This is a genomic window from Nocardioides sp. Root190 (assembly GCF_001428565.1).
Classification (GTDB): Bacteria; Actinomycetota; Actinomycetes; order Propionibacteriales; family Nocardioidaceae; genus Nocardioides.
The window spans coordinates 217,726-237,226 of record NZ_LMIA01000010.1; the positions used below are offsets into that span (position 1 = coordinate 217,726).

Annotated in this window: 20 protein-coding genes; 2 read left to right on the forward strand and 18 right to left on the reverse strand. The window is 70.2% G+C overall.

All coding sequences use genetic code 11. From position 1 onward, the window contains the following. Positions 1-4: 4 nt before the first annotated feature. The 3 genes from hisB to hisD are packed head-to-tail and all read right to left on the reverse strand — an operon-like array spanning position 5 to position 3,035. Positions 5-613, reverse strand: a complete 609-nt coding sequence (hisB, locus tag ASE01_RS13890; protein ID WP_056752893.1) for an imidazoleglycerol-phosphate dehydratase HisB — start codon at positions 611-613, stop codon at positions 5-7. Further along, complete coding sequence (locus ASE01_RS13895; RefSeq protein ID WP_056752898.1) at positions 610-1,722, reverse strand: histidinol-phosphate transaminase; 1,113 nt, start codon at positions 1,720-1,722, stop codon at positions 610-612. The genes hisB and ASE01_RS13895 overlap by 4 nt, the downstream gene beginning before the upstream one ends. Beyond that, a complete protein-coding gene (hisD, locus tag ASE01_RS13900; protein WP_056752902.1) occupies positions 1,719-3,035 on the reverse strand; it encodes a histidinol dehydrogenase in 1,317 nt (438 codons plus the stop codon). The genes ASE01_RS13895 and hisD overlap by 4 nt, the downstream gene beginning before the upstream one ends. A 48-nt stretch (positions 3,036-3,083) precedes the next feature. On the opposite strand from hisD, the gene ASE01_RS13905 reads away from it, so the two are divergent. Both ASE01_RS13905 and ybaK read left to right on the forward strand, forming a co-directional pair. Further along, positions 3,084-3,749, forward strand: a complete 666-nt coding sequence (locus ASE01_RS13905; RefSeq protein ID WP_056752906.1) for an LON peptidase substrate-binding domain-containing protein — start codon at positions 3,084-3,086, stop codon at positions 3,747-3,749. A 12-nt stretch (positions 3,750-3,761) separates the two neighbouring features. After that, a complete protein-coding gene (ybaK, locus tag ASE01_RS13910; protein WP_056752909.1) occupies positions 3,762-4,247 on the forward strand; it encodes a Cys-tRNA(Pro) deacylase in 486 nt (161 codons plus the stop codon). On the opposite strand, the gene ASE01_RS13915 is transcribed toward ybaK, so the two are convergent. From ASE01_RS13915 to murG, 15 genes are all read right to left on the reverse strand, one after another. After that, positions 4,189-4,800 carry a hypothetical protein gene (locus tag ASE01_RS13915; RefSeq protein WP_162260296.1) on the reverse strand — a complete coding sequence of 204 codons (612 nt, stop codon included), beginning with the start codon at positions 4,798-4,800 and terminating at the stop codon, positions 4,189-4,191. The two genes, ybaK and ASE01_RS13915, sit on opposite strands and share 59 nt — an antisense overlap. 8 nt (positions 4,801-4,808) lie before the next feature. Continuing rightward, positions 4,809-8,375 carry a DNA polymerase III subunit alpha gene (dnaE, locus tag ASE01_RS13920; RefSeq protein ID WP_056752918.1) on the reverse strand — a complete coding sequence of 1,189 codons (3,567 nt, stop codon included), beginning with the start codon at positions 8,373-8,375 and terminating at the stop codon, positions 4,809-4,811. A gap of 118 nt (positions 8,376-8,493) precedes the next feature. Beyond that, positions 8,494-8,952: a GNAT family N-acetyltransferase gene (locus ASE01_RS13925; protein WP_056752923.1), complete on the reverse strand. Its 459-nt coding sequence runs from the start codon at positions 8,950-8,952 to the stop codon at positions 8,494-8,496. A 9-nt stretch (positions 8,953-8,961) separates the two neighbouring features. After that, positions 8,962-9,897, reverse strand: a complete 936-nt coding sequence (locus ASE01_RS13930; protein ID WP_056752940.1) for an RluA family pseudouridine synthase — start codon at positions 9,895-9,897, stop codon at positions 8,962-8,964. Beyond that, positions 9,894-10,496, reverse strand: coding sequence for a signal peptidase II (lspA, locus tag ASE01_RS13935; RefSeq protein ID WP_056752949.1), 603 nt, complete (start codon positions 10,494-10,496; stop codon positions 9,894-9,896). Before lspA ends, ASE01_RS13930 begins: the two co-directional genes overlap by 4 nt. After that, entirely contained in the window at positions 10,469-11,494 is a 1,026-nt protein-coding gene (locus ASE01_RS25275) for a TraR/DksA family transcriptional regulator (RefSeq protein ID WP_235535999.1), read from the reverse strand. Before ASE01_RS25275 ends, lspA begins: the two co-directional genes overlap by 28 nt. 173 nt (positions 11,495-11,667) lie before the next feature. Continuing rightward, the gene (locus ASE01_RS25500) at positions 11,668-12,450 is read right to left on the reverse strand and encodes a DivIVA domain-containing protein (protein WP_056752953.1); all 783 of its coding nucleotides are present in this window, start codon (positions 12,448-12,450) and stop codon (positions 11,668-11,670) included. Positions 12,451-12,549: 99 nt separating this feature from the next. Next, positions 12,550-12,843, reverse strand: a complete 294-nt coding sequence (locus ASE01_RS13950) for a YggT family protein (RefSeq protein ID WP_056752957.1) — start codon at positions 12,841-12,843, stop codon at positions 12,550-12,552. A gap of 120 nt (positions 12,844-12,963) precedes the next feature. Continuing rightward, entirely contained in the window at positions 12,964-13,461 is a 498-nt protein-coding gene (locus tag ASE01_RS13955) for a cell division protein SepF (RefSeq protein WP_056752962.1), read from the reverse strand. 61 nt (positions 13,462-13,522) lie between these two features. Then, positions 13,523-14,218 carry a YggS family pyridoxal phosphate-dependent enzyme gene (locus ASE01_RS13960; protein ID WP_056754708.1) on the reverse strand — a complete coding sequence of 232 codons (696 nt, stop codon included), beginning with the start codon at positions 14,216-14,218 and terminating at the stop codon, positions 13,523-13,525. After that, entirely contained in the window at positions 14,215-14,907 is a 693-nt protein-coding gene (locus tag ASE01_RS13965; RefSeq protein ID WP_056752967.1) for a polyphenol oxidase family protein, read from the reverse strand. The genes ASE01_RS13960 and ASE01_RS13965 overlap by 4 nt, the downstream gene beginning before the upstream one ends. A 2-nt stretch (positions 14,908-14,909) precedes the next feature. Further along, the gene (gene ftsZ, locus ASE01_RS13970; protein ID WP_056752971.1) at positions 14,910-16,094 is read right to left on the reverse strand and encodes a cell division protein FtsZ; all 1,185 of its coding nucleotides are present in this window, start codon (positions 16,092-16,094) and stop codon (positions 14,910-14,912) included. A gap of 197 nt (positions 16,095-16,291) precedes the next feature. Continuing rightward, positions 16,292-17,032 (reverse strand): cell division protein FtsQ/DivIB, encoded by a 741-nt coding sequence (locus ASE01_RS13975; protein ID WP_056752975.1) that lies wholly within the window; start codon positions 17,030-17,032, stop codon positions 16,292-16,294. Beyond that, on the reverse strand, positions 17,025-18,398 hold the full coding sequence (gene murC, locus ASE01_RS13980) for a UDP-N-acetylmuramate--L-alanine ligase (protein WP_056752978.1): 1,374 nt from the start codon (positions 18,396-18,398) through the stop codon (positions 17,025-17,027). Before murC ends, ASE01_RS13975 begins: the two co-directional genes overlap by 8 nt. Further along, the gene (gene murG / locus ASE01_RS13985) at positions 18,395-19,498 is read right to left on the reverse strand and encodes an undecaprenyldiphospho-muramoylpentapeptide beta-N-acetylglucosaminyltransferase (RefSeq protein ID WP_056752981.1); all 1,104 of its coding nucleotides are present in this window, start codon (positions 19,496-19,498) and stop codon (positions 18,395-18,397) included. The genes murC and murG overlap by 4 nt, the downstream gene beginning before the upstream one ends. Positions 19,499-19,501 lie beyond the last annotated feature (3 nt).

Consider the following 19,501-nt stretch of genomic DNA (forward strand, 5'->3'; position numbering starts at 1 on the left):
CTGGTTACAGAGCGCCCTTCGTGGAGGGGATGCCGGTCTCGCGCGGGTCGAGGGCCACGGCGTCGCGGAAGGCGCGGGCGAACGCCTTGAACTGCGTCTCGACGATGTGGTGCGGCTCGCGGCCGGCCAGGACCCGCACGTGCAGGGCGAAGTGGCCGTGGAAGGCGATCGACTCGAAGACGTGCTGCGTGAGCGAGCCGAGGTAGGACACGCCCGAACCGCCGAGGGCGACGTACTGCTGGCCCTCGGGCTCACCGGTGTGGACGCAGTACGGACGACCCGAGACGTCGACGACCGCGTGCACGAGCGCCTCGTCGAGCGGGACGGTCGCATCGCCGAAGCGACGGATGCCGGCCTTGTCGCCGAGTGCCTGGCGCAGCGCCTGGCCGAGGGCGATCGCGGTGTCCTCGACCGTGTGGTGGGCGTCGATGTGGACGTCACCCTCGGTCTGGACGGTCAGGTCGACCAGCGCGTGCCGGGCGAAGGCGGTGAGCATGTGGTCGTAGAAACCGACCCCGGTGGAGATGTCGTGCCGGCCGCTGCCGTCGAGGTCGACCTCGACGACGACCTTCGACTCGCTCGTGGCTCGCTCCACGCGTGCGCTGCGGCTCATGCTCGTTCTCCGTTCACATCGATGAGGGCGTCGCGGAAGGCGGCCATCTCGTCCGGCGTACCGACCGAGACCCGCAGCCATCCCTCGGGTCCGGTCTCCCGGATGAGGACGCCTCTGTCCAGCAGACCCTGCCAGACAGCATGGCGGTCGGCGAATCGCCCGAACAAGCAGAAATTCGCGTCGGAGTCGGCGACGTCGTACCCCTGGTCCCGCAGCCACGCCACCAACGCGTCGCGCTCGGCGCGGAGCTCGTCCACCTTGCCGAGCAGCTCCGGCGCGTGCCGCAGTGCCGCGAGCGCGACCGCCTGGGTGACCGCGGACAGGTGGTAGGGCAACCGGACGACCCGGATCGCGTCACAGATCTCCGGCGCCGCGGCGAGGTAGCCGAGGCGCAGCCCGGCACCGGCGAACGCCTTGCTCATGGTGCGGGTCACGACGAGGTTGCGGTACGCCGGCAGCATCTCGAGCGCGCTCGGCACGCCCTCGCGGCGGAACTCGCCGTAGGCCTCGTCGACCACCACGATGCCGTCGTCGCCGGCGGCCTCACAGAGCACCGCCACCGCCTCGGGGGGCAGCGCCGTCCCGGTCGGATTGTTCGGGCTCGGCAGCAGGATGACGCTCGGCTGCTCCGACTTCACCAGGTCCCGGGCGGCATCGAGGTCGAGCGAGAAGTCCTCGGCCCGGTGCCCGGCGAGCCAGCGCGTGTTCGTGTCGCGGGCGTACTCCGGGTACATCGAGTACGTCGGCGCGAAACTCACCGCGGTGCGCCCCGGTCCCCCGAACGCCTGAAGCAGCTGCAGCATCACCTCGTTGGAGCCATTCGCTGCCCAGACCTGCTCGGGCACGATGCCGGTCGAGGTGTCCCGGGAGAGGTACCACGCGAGCGACTGGCGCAGCGCGACGAACTCACGGTCCGGGTAGCGGTTGAGGGTCATGGCCGCCTCGGCGGCCGAGGTCGCGATGTCGGCGACGCACGCGCTCGAGGGCCCGTAGGGGTTCTCGTTGACGTTGAGCTGGACGGGCACCTTGTCGATGGGGAGCTGGGGCGCCCCGTAGGGCTCGATCCCCCGCAGCTCCTCGCGCAGGGGCGGCCAGGTCGAGGCGCTCATCGCTGGACCCGCACCGAGACCGCGGCACCGTGGCCGGGCAGGTCCTCGGCCTCGGCGAGCGTCACGACGTGGCCCGCCACCTCGGCGAGCGCCTCGGCGGAGTAGTCGATGACGTGGATCGACTTCGTGAACGCGCGCACCGACAGGCCCGAGGAGTGACAGGCGCATCCCGCTGTCGGCAGTACGTGGTTGGACCCTGCGCAGTAGTCGCCGAGGCTGACCGGGGCGTGCGGACCGACGAAGATCGCCCCGGCGTTGCGGACCCGGGCTGCCCACGCGGAGGCGTCCTCGGTGTGGATCTCCAGGTGCTCGGCGGCATAGGCGTCCACGACGGCCAGACCCTGCTCGAGGTCGCGGACCAGCACGATCGCGGACTGCTGTCCGGACAACGAGGTGACGATCCGCTCGGAGTGCTTGGTCAGGGCGACCTGGCGGTCGAGCTCGACCTCGACCTCGGCGGCCAGTCGCTCCGAGGTGGTGACGAGCACGGCCGCTGCGAGCGGGTCGTGCTCGGCCTGGCTGATCAGGTCCGCGGCGACGAACGCCGCATCGCCGGTGTCGTCGGCAAGGATCGCGATCTCGGTCGGACCGGCCTCGGAGTCGATGCCGATCTGCCCCTTCAGGAGCCGCTTCGCGGTGACCACCCAGATGTTGCCGGGGCCGGTCACCAGGTCGACCCGGGCACAGGGACCGACGCCGTAGGCGAACATCGCGATCGCCTGGGCGCCGCCGACGGCGTACACCTCCTCGACCCCGAGCAGCGCACACGCGGCGAGAATCGTCGGGTGGACCGAGCCACCGAACTCCTTCTGCGGCGGGCTGGAGAGGGCGATCGAGGTCACACCGGCGATCTGGGCGGGAACGACGTTCATCAGCACCGAGGACACCAGCGGCGCGAGGCCGCCGGGGACGTAGAGGCCGACCCGGCCGACCGGCACCTTGCGGTGGGTCACGCGTGCGCCGGGACCGAGGTCGGTGACGGCGTCCTTCTCCAGCTCGTTGGCGCAGGTCGCCCGGAGCCGACGGATCGACTCGTCGAGGCCGGCACGGATGTCGGGGTCCAGGTTCTCGAGCGCGGCGCGCAGTGCCTCGGGGGCCACGCGGATGTCCTCGACGACCACGCCGTCGAACTTCTCACCGAACTCGCGCAGGGCCTCCAGACCCCGGGTCCGCACCTCCTCGCAGATCGCATGCACGGCCGGCACCGCTGCTTCGATGTCGAAGTCGGCACGGGGCACAGCTGCGCGGTAGTCGACCGCGACGTCGCCAGCGGTCGGCGTCGTGCGCAGGTCGATGCGACGGATGAGGGACATGCCCCCGATTCTACGGTCGAACGCAGCACTGCCCCGTAGGTTGGACACGTGACGGACCAGCTCCCGATGTTCCCGCTCAACGCGGTGCTCTATCCGGGGGTGAGTCTGCCGCTGCACGTGTTCGAGGATCGCTACCGCGCGCTGGTCCATCACCTCCTGCGGATTGAGGACCCGGCCGAGCGCCTGTTCGGCTCGGTGGCGATCCGCGAGGGCTACGAGGTCGGGGACCACGGCGCCCAGTCGCTGTTCCGGATCGGCGTCCGCATGCAGGTGACCGACGTCGAGGCGCACGCCGACGGAACCTTCGACATCGTGGCCGTCGGACGCGACCGGATCCAGCTCGACCGTCTCCGCACGACCGACACCTTCCCCATCGGCGAGGTCCGGGCCCTGCCCGAGCCCACCGACGAGGTGCCCGCCGAGATCGTCGACCGTGCCCGGGCGACCTTCGCCGCCTACCGCGCGGTGGTGAGCGAGATCTCGGCCGACCCGCTCGAGGGCAACCTGCCGAGTGACCCGCAGTACCTCTCCTGGACCCTCGCGGCGTGCTCTCCACTCCCCCTCGGCGAGCGCCAGGGTCTGCTCGAGGCCACCGACCCCGCCGAGCGCCTGATCCTGATCACCGACCTGCTGCGCGACGAGCTCCGCGCGATGAACGTGATCACCTCGCTGCCGGCGACCGAGGTCGCCCGCACGCGCTGGTCGCCCAACTAGGCCCACCCGCCGATGGCCAGGAAGAAGCCCGGCGGAACGCCGGCCACGACGGCGCTCGCCGATGCCGGCGTCGGGTTCACGCTCCACGAGTACGACCACGACGCCCGGGCTGCGTCGTACGGCACCGAGGCCGCCGAGGCGATGGGCGTCGATCCGGAGCGGGTGTTCAAGACGCTGTTCGTCGACGTCGACGGCCGACTCGTCGTCGGCGTCGTCCCGGTGTCGGGCCAGCTGGACCTGAAGGCGCTGGCCCGCGCCGTCGAGGGGCGCAAGGCGGCGATGGCCGACCCCCGGACCGCCGAGCGCGCGACCGGCTACGTCGTGGGCGGGATCTCTCCCCTGGGCCAGCGCAAGGCGCATCCGACCGTGGTCGACGAGTCCGCCTCGGGCCACGAGACGGTGTTCGTCTCGGCCGGCCGACGCGGTCTGGAGATCGAGCTCAGACCTGCTGAGCTGGTACGGCTGACGGCTGCTCGGGTCGCCGCCATTCGGAAGTGACCGACAGCATCAGGATCATGTGGCCGAGCAGCGCACCCACCGGCCAGGTGAGGTACGGCGTGGGGATCTCGAGGACGCCGTCGTCGTCGTTGAACAGCTCCTCGACGAACGTCGGGAGGTCGACGCGGCCGTTGGCCACCTCCAGATGACCCGGGAGCGTGGTCCCGATCTCGACGTCGTCCGCGCGCGCCTGGGGGTCCGGAGGACTCTGGGACAGCCCGATCAGCGTCATCAACGCCGCAGCCGCCACGCTGGCCAGGAGCACCGCGGCAAGACCCGGCACGGCCCGGTGGCGCGCGATCCAGCCGCCGAGGAGACCGAGCACGAGCGCGAGCCCGAAGCCGAGGACCACGAAGGTCGCCGTACCGGTGAAGTCACGGGTGACGCCCGGGTCGAACGGGTCGGGGTACCAGGTCGGACCCGCCTGGGTCTCGTAGACCTTGCCCACCGGCGGCGGCCCCCACCAGGTCCACCACAGCCACCCGCCGACAGCGCCGAGCGCGAGACCGAGCGCCAGCGGGACGAGGACAGCACGGAGCTCGGGGCCCTTCATGCGGAAGGTCATACGGCCAGGCATCCGGGGCCGAGGAGCTGCTTGAGATCGGCGAAGAGTGCCGGGCTGGGAGTCACCCGGAGATTGTCCCCCAGGCGCATGAGCTTGGTGGACTCGCGGCTCAGCAGCTGCAGCCGGACCTCCGTGAGACCGGGGTGCGTCGTCAGCACGTCACGCAGCTGCTGGACGACCGGGCCGGTGCACCGCGTCGACGGGAGGCTGATCACGACCGGACCGTCGCTGCGCTTGTCGAGGTCGGGGACGGTGACCTCCTGGCCGCGCAGCTGCGCGGTGTCGCGCTCCTTGTCCAGCTGGCCCCGGACCCGGATGATCGCGTCGTCGGTGAGATAGGGCGCCGCGAGTCGGTACGAGCTCGGGAAGAGCAGGACGTCGATGCCACCGTCGAGGTCCTCCAGCGTCACGGTGGCCCACGGGTCGCCGTTCTTGGTGATCTTGCGCTGGATGGAGGTCACCAGGCCGGCGACCGTGACCGTCGAGTTGTGCGGACGGTCCTCGTCGGTGACCAGCTGGCCGATGGTGCAGTCGGTGCCGTTGGACAGGACGTGCTCCAGGCCGAGCAGCGGATGGTCGGAGACGTAGAGGCCGAGCATCTCCCGCTCGTGGCCGAGCAGGGTCATCTTGTCCCACTCGTCGAGCTCCGGGATGGCCACGCTGACGCCGAAGCCACCGTCACCGCCGTCGTCGTCGCCCAGACCGGCGAACAGCGAGTCCTGGCCGATCGCCTCGTTGCGCTTGATGTCGACGTACTGGTCGACCGCGGTCTCGTGGATCGCCACCAGTGCCCGGCGCAGGTGCTTCATGTCGTCGAACGCGCCGGCCTTGATCAGCGAGTCGATGACCCGCTTGTTGCAGGCCTGGGCCGGCACCTTGGACAGGAAGTCGTTGAAGTCGGCGTAGCGGCCGTCCTGACGCCCCGCGACGATGCCGTCGACGACGTTGGAACCGACGTTGCGGATGGCGGTGAGGCCGAACCGGATGTCGCGGTCGACGGCGGTGAAGTTGTGGGCCGACTCGTTGACGTCGGGCGGGAGGACCTGGATCTTCATCCGCCGACACTCGTTGAGGTAGATGGCCATCTTGTCCTTGTCGTCCTTCACGGACGTCAGGAGCGCAGCCATGTACTCGGTCGGGTAGTTCGCCTTGAGGTAGGACGTCCAGTAGGTGATGACGCCGTACGCCGCGGAGTGCGACTTGTTGAAGGCGTAGTCGGAGAACGGGAGCAGGATCTCCCAGAGCGTGTCGATCGCCTTCTGGGGGTAGCCGCGCTCGAGCATGCCGGCCTGGAAGCCGGCGTACTGCTTGTCGAGCTCTTCCTTCTTCTTCTTGCCCATCGCGCGGCGCAGGTTGTCGGCCGCACCCAGGGTGAAGCCGGCGAGCACCTGAGCGATCGCCATCACCTGCTCCTGGTAGACGATCAGGCCGTAGGTCTCCCCCAGGACCGGCTCGAGCGCCTCGGCGAGGGCAGGATGGATCGGGTCGATCGGTTCGCGGCCGTTCTTGCGGCGGGCGTACCTGTTGTGCGAGTCCGCACCCATCGGACCGGGGCGGTAGAGCGCGCTGACCGCGGTGATGTCGGCGAACTTGTCGGGCTGCATCGAACGGAGCAGCGCGCGCATGCCGCCACCATCGAGCTGGAACACGCCGAGCGTGTCGCCACGGCCCATCAGCTCGTAGGTCGCGCGGTCATCGAAGGGGAGCTCCTCCAGGACGACCTTCTCGCCCCGGTTGGCCTCGATGTTGACCAGCGCGTCCTCGAGGATGCGCAGGTTGGAGAGCCCGAGGAAGTCCATCTTGACCAGCCCGAGCGACTCACACATCGGGTAGTCGAACTGGGTGATCACCGCGCCGTCCTGCGGGCGCGACATGATCGGGACGATGTCGATCAGCGGCTCGCTGGACATGATCACGCCGGCCGCGTGCACACCCCAGTTGCGGATCTGGCCCTCGAGGCCGATCGCGGTCTCGTAGATCGTGCGGACCTCGGCGTCGGACTCGTAGAGCGCCCGGAACTCGCCGCCGTCGTTGTAGCGCTTGTGCTCCGGGTTGAACATCTCCTTGAGCGGGACGCCCTTGCCCATCACGTCGGCCGGGAGCGCCTTGGTGATCTTGTCGCCGATGGCGAACCCGTGGTCGAGCACCCGGGCGGCGTCCTTGATGGCCGCCTTGGCCTTGAGCCGGCCGAAGGTCGCGATCTGGGCGACCCGGTCGGCGCCGTACTTGTCGCTGACGTAGTTGATGACCTCGCCACGACGCGCATCGTCGAAGTCGATGTCGAAGTCGGGCATCGAGGGACGCTCGGGGTTGAGGAACCGCTCGAAGAAGAGGCCGTGCTCCAGCGGGCAGAGGTCGGTGATGCGCAGGGCGTAGGCAGCGATCGAGCCCGCACCGGAACCACGTCCGGGGCCGACCCGGATGCCGTTGTCCTTGGACCAGCCGATGAAGTCGGCGACCACCAGGAAGTAGCCGCAGTAGCCCTTCTGGGAGACGATCGCGAGCTCCATCTCGACCCGGTCCCGCACCGCCTGGTCGAGCCGGTCGCCGGGATAGCGGGCCTCGATGCCGCGCCAGACCTCCTTGGCGAACCAGGACTCCTCGGTCTCGCCTGCCGGGACGTCGGCGCGCGCCATGTAGCCACCGGTGGAGTCGGTGAACTCCACCGAGCAGCGCTCGGCGATCGCGAGCGTGTTGTCGCAGGCCTCGGGCATGCCGAAGCGGTCGGCCCACAGCTCGCGCATCTCGGCGGCCGACTTGATGTAGTAGCCGCCGCCGTCGAACTTGAGCCGGTTGGTGTCGGAGAGCCGCTTGCCGGACGCGACGCAGATCAGTGCGTCGTGGGCGTCGGCGTCCTCGGGGTTGTTGTAGTGGGAGTCGTTGGTCGCGATCGGTGGGAGGCCGAGCTCCTTGCCCAGGCGCAGCAGGTCGTCGCGGACCCGCTTCTCGATCGAGATGCCGTGGTCCATGAGCTCCAGGAAGACGGAGTCCTTGCCGTAGATGTCCTGCAGCTCGGCTGCCTCGCGGACGGCCTCGTCCCACTGCCCCAGGCGCAACCGCGTCTGGATCGCGCCGCTCGGGCACCCCGTGCTGACGATGAGGCCCTTGCTGTAGGTCTGGAGGATCTCCTTGTCCATGCGGGGCTTGAAGTAGAAGCCCTCGAGGCTGGACAGGGACGACAACCGGAAGAGGTTGTGCATGCCCTCGGTCGTCTCGGCCCACATCGTCATGTGGGTGTAGGCACCGCCACCGGCGACGTCGTCGCCACCCTCCTCGGCCGCGTTGCCCTTGCCCCAGCGCACCCGGCGACGCTCACCGCGGGGAGTACCCGGGGTGATGTAGGCCTCGATGCCGATGATCGGCTTGACGCCGTACTTCTTCGCCTTGGAGTAGAAGTCGTAGGCACCGTGCAGGTTGCCGTGATCGGTCATCGCGATCGAGGACATGCCGAGCTCGTTGACGCGGCTGAACAGCCCGTCGAGAAGGGATGCTCCGTCGAGCATGGAGTACTCGGTGTGGACGTGCAGGTGGGCGAAATCCGCTCCCCCGGAACCGGCTGCCATCGGGTGTGGTGACTCCTCACAGTCGTGGGTGGACGCGGTCGGGGAAGGGGATCAGCCTACGCGACCGTCGGAGGCGATCGTCGGCGACACCTCCGACACTTTCCCTGGCCGGGTCGGCTCAGGCGCCGGGCCACTCCATCCGGATGTCGGGGGCCCGCTCCTCGTTGGCGGAGCCGTCCGTCCGGTCCCGCTCGACCAGCCCGCTGGCGAGGTAGAAGGCGTACGCCGGGGTGTTGCTCTCGAAGACCCAGAGCCCGAATCCGCGCGGATGACGGGCCTTGGCGAGGTCGAGCAGCGCGGTGCCCACGCCCCGCCCGGCATGGTCCGGATCGACGTACAGGTCGTCGAGCCAGGTCCGCGTGAAACGGACGTAGCCGATGAGCGTCTCACCGCGCAGCGCGACCCAGACCTCGTCGCCACCCGCGCCACCGATGCGCGAGGCGAGCCACGAGGCGACCTCGGTGTCCGTGTGCACCGGGGGCGGCATCGGCGCAGCCGCGCGCGCACGCAGGTGGACCAGCGCGACCGCAGCAGCGTCAGCGGAGGTCGCCGGCCGGAGCGTCAGGTCGACGACCACGCGGCTGGCTCAGTGGCTCTCGCGGACCACGTCGAGCGCCCGGGCGAGGTCATCGGGATAGGTCGACTCGTACTCGACGTAACCGCCGTCGGGGTGCTCGAAACCGAGCTTCACCGCGTGCAGCCACTGGCGCTCCATGCCGACCTTGCGGGCGAGCACCGGGTCGGCGCCGTAGGTGATGTCACCGACGCAGGGGTGCTTGAGCGCACTCATGTGAACCCGGATCTGGTGCGTACGACCGGTCTCGAGGTGGATCTGGAGCAGGCTCGCGAAGCGGTGGGCCTCGAGCGTCTCGTAGTGGGTGACGCTGTGCCGACCGTCGTCCATCACCGCGAACTTGTAGTCGAAGCGGGGATGGCGGCCGATGGGGGCGTCGATCGTGCCCTCGTGCGGGTCCGGGTGGCCCTGCACCAGCGCGTGATAGGTCTTGTCGACGGTCCGCTGCCGGAACGCGTTCTTGAGCACGGAGTAGGCGTGCTCGGACTTCGCGATCACCATCACGCCGGAGGTGCCGACGTCGAGGCGCTGGACGATGCCCTCGCGCTCCTTGGCCCCCGAGGTGGAGATCCGGAAGCCGGCGCCGGCGAGGTGCCCCACCACCGTCTGGCCGCGCCAGCCGGGCGAGGGGTGGACGGCGACACCGACGGGCTTGTCGATCACCACGATGGCGTCGTCGTCGTGGATGATCTTGATGCCCTCGACGATCTCGGGAACCACGGCGAGGAGGTCGACCTCGGCCGGGATCTCGACGTCGAGGATCGAACCGGCGAGGACCCGGTCGCTCTTGCCACCGACGCTCGCGCCGTCGATGCGGACCCGTCCCTCGGTGACGAGCTCTGCTGCGCGGGTGCGGGAGACGCCGAAGAGCTGGGCGAGAGCGACGTCGACGCGCTCGCCCTCGAGGCTGTCGGGAACCGGCAGACTGCGGTGATCGACCTGGGTCACGCCTTGTCCTCCGCCTTGTGCTCAGCCGTGTCGTCCGACTCGTCGCTCATCTTGGTGCCGTCGACAGCGATGCCCCGCAGCACCTGGACCAGGATCATCGCGACGCCCACGTTGATGCAGATGTCGGCGATGTTGAACACAGGCCAGTTCGGCAGCATCAGGAAGTCCACGACATGACCCCGGAACGGGCTCGGGTCGCGGAACAGCCGGTCGGTCAGGTTGCCGACGATGCCGGCGAACAGGAACCCCAGCGCCACGGCCCACCAGCGGTTGGCGAGACGTCGACTGATCCACAGCACGACGACGGTCGCGGTGCAGGCCAGCACGGCGAGCACGACCGTGAACCTGGTGCCGAGGCTGAAGGCGGCCCCGGGGTTGTAGGTCAGGTGGAGCTGCAGCACCTCGCCGACCAGCTCGACGTCGGGTTCGCCGGTGAGGTGGCGCACGGCCAGGACCTTCGAGACCTGGTCGAGGACCAGCATGACGACCGCGAGGACGGCGAACAGCAGCCACGTCCGCGGTGCTGCCAGCAGGGGGCTTCGGCTGCCTTCCGGGCCGTTGCCCCGGTCGTCTACCGGCGTTCCTCGCGCTGCTTGCATGTCATGCACAGTGTGGCACGCGGAAACGCCATGAGCCGCATCTTGCCGATCGGGTTCCCGCACGACTCACACACGCCGTAGGTGCCGTCGTCGATGCGACCCAGGGCCCGGTCGATCTGGGCCAGCTTGTCCCGTTCGTGCTGCAGCACGGTCAGTTCCTGGTCCCGCTCGAAGCTGGTCGCACCGAGGTCCGCCTGGTCCTGACCGGCACCGTCACCGGAGTCGCGGAGCAGACCGGTGAGGTCCTCCTCCTGCGCGGCGATGATCTCCGAGCTGTGGCCGTGCTGCTCGTGCAGGGCGGCCAGCACCTCGGCCAGCTCCGCCTTCGACCAGGCTGCCTCGTGATCGAGCACGACGAGCGCGGCCGGCTTGGTCTTGCGTGCGGCGGCGGACTTCGCGGCCGGAGCAGGGGCCGCCTTCTTGGCGGGAGCCGCCTTCTTCGCCGGAGCAGGGGCCGCCTTCTTGGCCGGGGCCGCCTTCTTCGCCGGAGCAGGGGCCGCCTTCTTGGCCGGGGCCGCCTTCTTCGCCGGAGCGGGAGCCGCCTTCTTGGCGGGAGCCGCCTTCTTGGCGGGAGCCGCCTTCTTGGCGGGAGCCGCCTTCTTGGCGGGAGCGGCCTTCTTGGCGGGAGCGGCCTTCTTGGCCGGTGCGGCCTTCTTGGCCGGTGCGGCCTTCTTGGCCGGTGCGGCCTTCTTGGCCGGTGCGGCCTTCTTGGCCGGTGCGGCCTTCTTGGCCGGTGCGGCCTTCTTGGCCGGTGCGGCCTTCTTGGCCGGGGCCGCCTTCTTGGCCGGGGCCGCCTTCTTGGCCGGGGCCGCCTTCTTGGCCGGGGCCGCCTTCTTGGCCGGGGCCGCCTTCTTGGCCGGAGCCGCCTTCTTCGCCGGAGCAGGAGCCGCCTTCTTGGGCGCAGCCTCCGTCGCGGCGGTGCCCTTGCGGGGCCGGATCATCTTGCGCGCTGCGGATGCGGCCTGACCGGCCAACGTCTTCTTCGTACTGCGGGCCATGGAGGACTCCTCAGAAGGGGCAGCCGGTGACGGAAATCGTCTGGCTGCTGCGGAGGGTAACGGCTGCAGCAGGCCGCACCAAGCAGGCTCACCGGCAAAAACACCACCGGCTGACCCGCAACAAGAGCGGACCAGCCGGTGGATCAAGCTTTCAGAAGCGCAGAACGAGTGGTTCAGGCCTCTTCTTCGCCGAGGATCGAGCGCAGCCGCTTGGGTGCGGGTGCCTCCTCGACCGGGGCGAGGGTGTCGCCCGGGGTCTGCAGCGACTCGAGCTGCTGGCTGAAGTAGCTCTTCAGGCGCGAGCGGTACTCGCGCTCGAAGGAGCGCAGCGTCTCGACCTCGGCAGAGAGCTTGTCGCGCTCCTTCTCGAGGTCACCGAAGAGCTGCGTACGACGCTCGGCGGTCTCGCTGTCGAGCATCTCCGCACGGGTGCGGGCGTCGGACTCGAGGCGGTCGGCCTTGACCTTGGCCTCGGACTCCAGACGCTCGGACTTGGTGCGAGCCTCGCCGACGATCTTGTCGGCCTCGTTCTTGGCGTCCTCGACGAGCTCGTCGGCGTTGCGCGTCGCGATCTCGAGCAGACGGGCAGCGGCGTTGGACGCCTCGGGCACCGTCTCCACGCGGATCGTCTGCACACCGCCGGCCGGCGCTGCGGCGACAGGCACCGGAGCAGGCGTCGGGGCGACCGGCTCGATCGGAGCCGGTGCGGCGACCGGAACCTCGACCGGAGCGATCTGGGGAACAGGCGCGAGCTGGGTCGGCGCGTCGTACGCGGCCGACGAACCGGACTGAGCGGCTGCCAACTTGGAGCGAAGGTCGTCGTTCTCCTGAGTCAGGCGGGCAAGTTCGGCCTCCACCTCATCCAGGAACTGGTCGACCTCGCCCATGTCGTAGCCCTCGCGCAGCCGGACCGGCGTAAAGCGCTTGTTGCTCACGTCCTCAGGCGTCAGCGGCATGACCTCACCTATCTTCGAAGTTCAAGGACAAACTAACTTTCACCGAACCTTAGCGCCTGCGGACGAGAAGCCCGCATCACCCGCGCACCGAGACGGTGTTCAGACCAGCAGTGTCGAGCGATTCACGCTCAGTGCTACGTACGCGAGGATCATCACGAGCAGGAAGCTGAGGTCCAGCGCGAAATTTCCGATGCGGATCGGCTTGATCACCTTGCGCAGACCAGCGATGGGCGGGTCCGTGACGGTGTAGCAGAGCTCGAGGAACACCAGCGCCACGCCACGGGGCTCCCAGGTGCGGGCGAAGGCCTGCACCCAGTCGGTGATGAAGCGCACCCACAGGAACGCGATGAAGGCGAAGAGGATGCCCTCGATGATCCAGCCGGCGATGCTCACGGTTGCCAATCTATCGGGTCGCGGGTGGCGGGTACGGACCCGGACCCTGCTCTGTGGCCGGGGATTTCGAGGTTCGGCGCTGGCGCGCCTCAATCACCGGGAACAGCTCGCGCCATGGGCTCAGCTCTGGTTGAAGAAGTCCCGGTCCGCGATGCGCTGCTTGTCCTCGGCGGCCACGGTGACGTTGGGCGGCGAGAGGAGGAAGACCTTGTTGGTCACCCGCTCGATGCTGCCACGCGTGGCGAAGATGAGGCCGGCGGCGAAGTCGACAAGACGCTTGGCGTCGGAGTCGTCCATCTCGGTGAGGTTCATGATCACCGGGATGCCCTCGCGGTAGGACTCGCCGACCGAGCGTGCGTCGTTGTAGGTCGTCGGGTGCAGCGTGGTGATCCGGGACAGCTCGGCCACGGTCGGCTGCGGGGCGACCGCAACGGGCCGTCGGCGCTCGTCGAGGTCGGCGACCGGGTTGGACGGCACGGCGCGTACGGGACGGGCCTGGCGGGGCTCGCGCGCTTCACGCGCGGGAGCCTGCTCGGCGATCTCGTCGTCGTACTCGTCATAGCCGGTGTCTTCCAGCAGGCCGAGGTACTCGCCGATCCTGCGCATCGCACCGCTCATGACTGTTGCCTCCGTGATCCGTGCCCTCGGGTCTCGAGGGCAACTGGTGGTGTTCTGGACATTACTGGACGTGGACCCTTGATCCGAGGACCGCGGAGCCGACGCGCACGTGTGTCGCGCCGACGGTGATCGCGGCCTCCAGGTCGCCGCTCATGCCGGCGGAGAGGAGGGTCGCGGTCGGGAACTGCTGGACGAAGCGTTGACGGATCCCGGCGAGCCGATCGAAGGCCACGACGGGGTCCTCCCCCAGCGGCGCGACGGCCATCAGGCCGCGCAGGGACAGCTCGGGGGCGGCGGCGACGTTCTCGGCGAGCCCTGCCAGGTCGTCGGGGTCGGCGCCGGCACGGTGGTCAGCTCCCGGCGGGTCGAGGCTGACCTGGAGCAGGACGTCGAGCCGGCGCTCCGACTCCCCTGCTCCCCGGGCCAGCCGGGAGACGAGGGAGGTGCGATCGACGGACTCGACGACGTGGGAGTAGCGGGCGACGGCGGCCGCCTTGTTGGACTGCAGGGCGCCGATGAAGTGCCAGCGCAGCGACAGGTCGCCGACGTCGGCGGCCTTGGCCTCTGCCTCCTGGTGGCGGTTCTCGCCGACGTCGCTGACCCCGAGGTCGGCCAGGATGCGCACGTCGCTCGCCGGGAAGAACTTGGTGACGACGACCAGCTCGACCCGATCCTCGCGGCCGGCAGCAGCGGCAGCGAGGTCGATGCGTTCGCGGACAGCTCGGAGCCTGGCCTGCAGCTCGTCGTGACGGGTCATGGCAGCCACACCAGTCCGGCGAGTCGTCCGGCGTCCGCACCGTCACGCCGGAAGGAGTGGAGCGTGGCGCTCTCGCGGGTGCAGCCGCCGACGGTGGTCGCGGTGACGCCGGCGGCCGCCAGCTGCGCGGCGACACCGGCACCGAGGTCCAGGGACGGCGTGCCCCACGTCGTCTGCGCGTGGGTGGCCGGCACCCGCGCGGCGATCTCCGTGCGCATCGCCTCGGGCACCTCGTAGCAACCGCCGCAGATGTGTGGTCCGATCCACGCCAGGATCTCGCCGGCACCGAGCGCGCGCATCTGCTCGACGGTGCGGGTCACCACGTCGAGCTCGACCCCGCGTCGACCGGCGTGCGCTACCCCGAGCACCCCCGCCTCAGCGCTGGCGAGGAGGACGGGCACGCAGTCGGCCACCCGGACCATCAGCGCCGTGCCCGCCAGGGTCGTGACCATGCCGTCACCCACGGGGAGGGCCCGGACGTCCCCGGGACGGTCCAGGACCACGACCTCGCACCCGTGGACCTGATCGGTGCGCGCGAACGCGACGCCCAGCTCGGCGCCGAGCAGTCCGAGCGCGCCCTCGAGGTCGCCGCGCTCCGCGACGTCGATCGAGACGTCCGTGAACGCGACCTCGACCCGGCGCCCACCAGTGGCGGGATCCGGGTCGAGGTGATCGCGGAACGAGAACACGACTACTTGAGGAAGTCGGGCACGTCCAGGTCGTCGCCGTCGTCGAACTGCATCGGCGCCGGGGTGGTGCGGGCACCGACGGGCTGCGGCTCGACCGGGGCGTTGTCCCTGGTCTGGCTGGCCTGCGCCGGGGACTGCTCCTGGCGAGCGGTCGACGGGCTGGCGGCGGGGGTGCTCGGACGCGAAGCCACCGCGGCCGCCTGCTGGCGGCGTGCTGCGGACTCGTCACGACGCTTGGGCAGGCCGCCGTCGAACCCGGCGGCGATGACCGTCACCCGCACCTCGTCGCCGAGGGCGTCGTCGATGATCGTGCCGAAGATGATGTTGGCGTCCTCGTGGACCGAGTCGGCCACCATCGCGGCGGCCTCGTTGATCTCGAAGATGCCGAGGTCGGAGCCTCCCGCGATCGAGAGCAGCACGCCGTGGGCGCCGTCGATCGACGCCTCGAGCAGGGGGCTGCTGATCGCCATCTCGGCTGCCTGCAGCGCCCGGTTCTCCCCGCGCGCGGAGCCGATGCCCATCAGGGCCGAGCCGGCGTTGCTCATGACCGCCTTGACATCGGCGAAGTCGACGTTGATCAGGCCCGGGGTGGTGATCAGGTCGGTGATGCCGGAGACGCCCTGCAGGAGCACCTGGTCGGCCTGCTTGAACGCGTCGAGCATCGACACGTTGCGGTCCGAGATCTGGAGCAACCGGTCGTTCGGGATCACGATGAGGGTGTCGACCTCCTCGCGGAGACGCTCGATGCCCTCGTCGGCCGACTTCTTGCGGCGGGCACCCTCGAAGGTGAAGGGCCGCGTCACGACACCGATCGTCAGCGCACCGAGGGAGCGCGCGATCCGGGCCACGACGGGCGCGCCGCCGGTGCCGGTGCCGCCGCCCTCGCCAGCGGTGACGAAGACCATGTCGGCGCCCTTGAGCACCTCTTCGATCTCCTCGGCGTGGTCCTCGGCGGCCCTGCCGCCGACGTCGGGGTTGGCGCCCGCACCGAGTCCGCGGGTCAGCTCCCGACCGATGTCGAGCTTCACGTCGGCGTCGCTCATCAGCAACGCCTGCGCGTCGGTGTTGATGGCGATGAACTCGACGCCCTTGAGCCCGACCTCGATCATGCGGTTGACGGCGTTGACGCCACCACCGCCAATGCCGACGACCTTGATGATCGCCAGGTAGTTCTGTGCTGCAGCCACGGCGGCTCACCCCTCCTGTAGGTGTGGATCCGAATGAGGACAGCCGGACCGCTTCCCCGGGCCCGACTGACGAGCTGAAACCCTGACCCTCAACCTGAGGGTTATAGTTATGTCAACCTCGTCGTGCTGACGACAGTAGGTACGCCGGTCCTGTGCACGGCGCAGACACGCCGCGCCACTGTCGAGGAGACGCGAAATCAGCGGGTGGTCGGGGCTCCGGGCACCGAGACGTCGTACGTCGTGGCCTTCTGGCCCAACAGGTCGAGCAGCACCGCGGCCTTGTCCTCGGACTGGTCCGCACTCCCCCACCGCACCAGCCGGCCGTCGCGCAGGTGCAGGAGGATCTCGTCGACGGTGCGGACCTCGACGTGGTCGACCAGCTCGGCGACCTCGCCGTCGAGAGCAGCCACGACGGCCGCGCCCTCGCGCAGTGCGTCACGGTCGGCGCCGGCGCCGACCTTCACCCGGGGCAGCCCGTCACGGGCGCGCTGCGGCGCCGGGAAGGCGTTCCCGTCCGCGTCGAGCGCCACGACCTTCGTCCCCCGGTCGAGCACCGCGATCGGCACCCGCTCCACGATCTCGATCCGGATGTCGTGGGGCCACTTGCGCGACACGTCGACGCTCTTGACGGCCGCCAGCGACTTGACCCGCTTCTCGATCGAACCGAGGTCGATCTGGACCAGCTGGTCCCCGGTCGGCACCTCGGCCGCGGCCAGGACCTGCTTGTCGTCGACCAGGTCGTTGCCGATCAGCTCGACTCCCTCGGCCCGCAACCAGGACGAGAAGTAGAGGGCGTAGATCCCGAAGCCGAGCAGCAGGACCGCTGCGGTGCCGCCGACGATGTAGCGCCACGTCAGCCAGCGGCGGGCGCGCTGGCGTCGGGCAAAGGCCTTGCGGGCGCGCTCCTGGAGGGAGAGCGCGGTCCGGTTCCTAGCCACGCGCCCGCTCCGCCAGCGCGGTGAGGAGCAGCGGAGCCAGTGCCGTGACGTCGCCGGCGCCGAGGGTGAGCAGCAGGTCCCCCGGTCGGGCGAGGCCCACCAGCATGGGGACCGCGTCCTCGCGGTCGGCGACGAAGTGGACCCGGTCAGGAGGAAGTGTCACCGCGCCGGCCACCAGGGCGCCGGTGACCTCCGGGTCGGGGTCCTCGCGCGCGACGTAGACGTCGAGGACGACGACCTCGTCGGCCGCAGCGAGCTCGGCACCCATCGCGGTGCCGAAGATGCGGGTCCGCGAGACGAGGTGGGGCTGGAAGCAGACGATCAGGCGCTGGTCGCCCGACACGAGCGAGCGGGCGGCCTCGAGGTCGCCGCGGATCTCGCTCGGGTGGTGGGCGTAGGAGTCGTGGACCCGCACCCCGCCCGCCTCACCGATCGGCTCCATGCGTCGCTTCGCGCCGCGGTGCCGGGCCAGCCCCCGGACGAGGGCGGCCGGGTCTGCGCCGAGCTCGAGGCCGACCGCCAGGGCGTAGAGCGCGTCCTGGGCGTAGTGCCGCCCCGGGACGGCCAGCTCGACCACGCCGAGGTCCTCCCCGCGTGCCTCGACGCGGAACCGGGTCCCGCCACCTTCGATGACGAGGTCGTGTCCGCGCACGGTGGCACCGTCGAAGAAGCCTGCGGTCACGTCCGCCAGGTCTGCACGGTCCGCGATCGTGACCCGGGCGCGACGGGCGAACTCCGCGAAGGCGGCGTCGTACGCCTCGGAGGTGCCCCAGTGGTCGAGGTGATCGGCGTCGACGTTGGTGATCACGGCGATGTCGGGGGTGTAGACGAGGAAGGCGCCGTCGGACTCGTCTGCCTCCACGACGGCGACCGGTCCGGCGCCCAGCCGGGCGTTGGTGCCGAGCGTCTCGACCTCGGCGCCGATCGCGAAGATCGGGTCGATGCCCGCCTCCTGGAGCGCGACGGTGGTCATCGCGGTCGTGGTGGTCTTGCCGTGGGTCCCGGCGATCGCGACCACCGAGCGGCCGAGCAGCACGGACTGGAGCCCGGCCGACCTCGGCCACAGGCGGAGCCCGCGTGCCGTCGCGGCGACGATCTCGGGGTTGTCCTCACGGGCGGCGGTCGTCGCGACCACGGTGTCGACGCCGTCGAGGTGCGAGGCGTCGTGGCCGACGTGGACGGTGATCCCCTCGCTGCGCAGTGCCTGCACGACCGCGGAGTCGTTGGCGTCGCTGCCGCTGACGGCGATCCCGGCGCCGTGCATCAGCCGGGCGATCCCGGAGAGTCCGGCGCCGCCGATGCCGACGAAGTGGACCCGTCCCAGTCGGTCCGCGGCCAGGATCTCGTCGGGGACCGGGATCTTCACCGTCGGGCCCCGCTCACTCCGGCCGCGTCGCGGATGATCCGGGCCAGTCGCTCGTCCGCGTCGCGCGGGACCAGGTGCGCCGCGGCGCTGCCCATCGCAGCCAGGCGAGCAGGGTCGGCGCACAGGTCGGGCACGGTGTCGGCGACGTAGTCGGCGTTGAAGTCGGCGTCGTCCACCAGGAGCGCACCCCCCGCATCGACGACCGGGCGGGCGTTCTGGACCTGCTCGCCGTTGCCGATGGCGAGCGGGACGAAGATGGCGGGGACGCCGGTGGACGACGCCTCCACGACGCTCGAGGCGCCGGCGCGACAGATCATCAGGTCTGCTGCGGCCAGCGCGAGATCCATCCGGTCCACGAACGGGAGCACGACGTAGGGAACCCCGGTCGGAACCGGGGTGGACCAGCTCGGATCACTGGCACCGTTGGGCCCGATCACGTGCAGGACCTGGACCCCCGCGGACCCGAGCGCCGCGGCCGCACCACTGACGGCCTGGTTCAGCCGCCGGGCCCCCTGGGAGCCACCGGTGACCACCAGGGTCGGCAGGTCGGCATCGAGACCGAAGAACGACCGGGCCTCGGCACGCAGCGCACCGCGGTCGAGCGTCGCGATCATCTGCCGGATCGGCAGGCCGACGTACTCGGCGTTCCTCAACGGGGTGTCGGGAAAGCTCACCGCGACCCGGGTCGCCACGCGGGCGCCGAACTTGTTGGCGATGCCGGGCAGGGCGTTCTGCTCGTGCACGACCAGTGGCAGCTTGCGCCGGCGCGCGGCGACGTAGACGGGCATCGAGACGTAGCCGCCGTAGCCGACCACCACGTCGGGGCGGACGTCGTCGATCACCTCCATGGCGGCCTTGACCGCTGTGCGCAGTCGGCTCGGCACCAGGGCGAGGTCCTTGCCGGGCTTGCGGGGCAGCGGCACCGGCGGCACCAGCCGCAACGGATAGCCGGCTGCCGGCACCACCTTGTTCTCGAGGCCACGAGGGGTACCGAGGCAGGTGATCTCGACATCGGGGTCGAGGCGTCGCAGGGCATCTGCGGTGGCGAGCAGTGGCGAGGTGTGCCCCGCCGTTCCCCCACCGGCCAACAAGACTCGCACGCC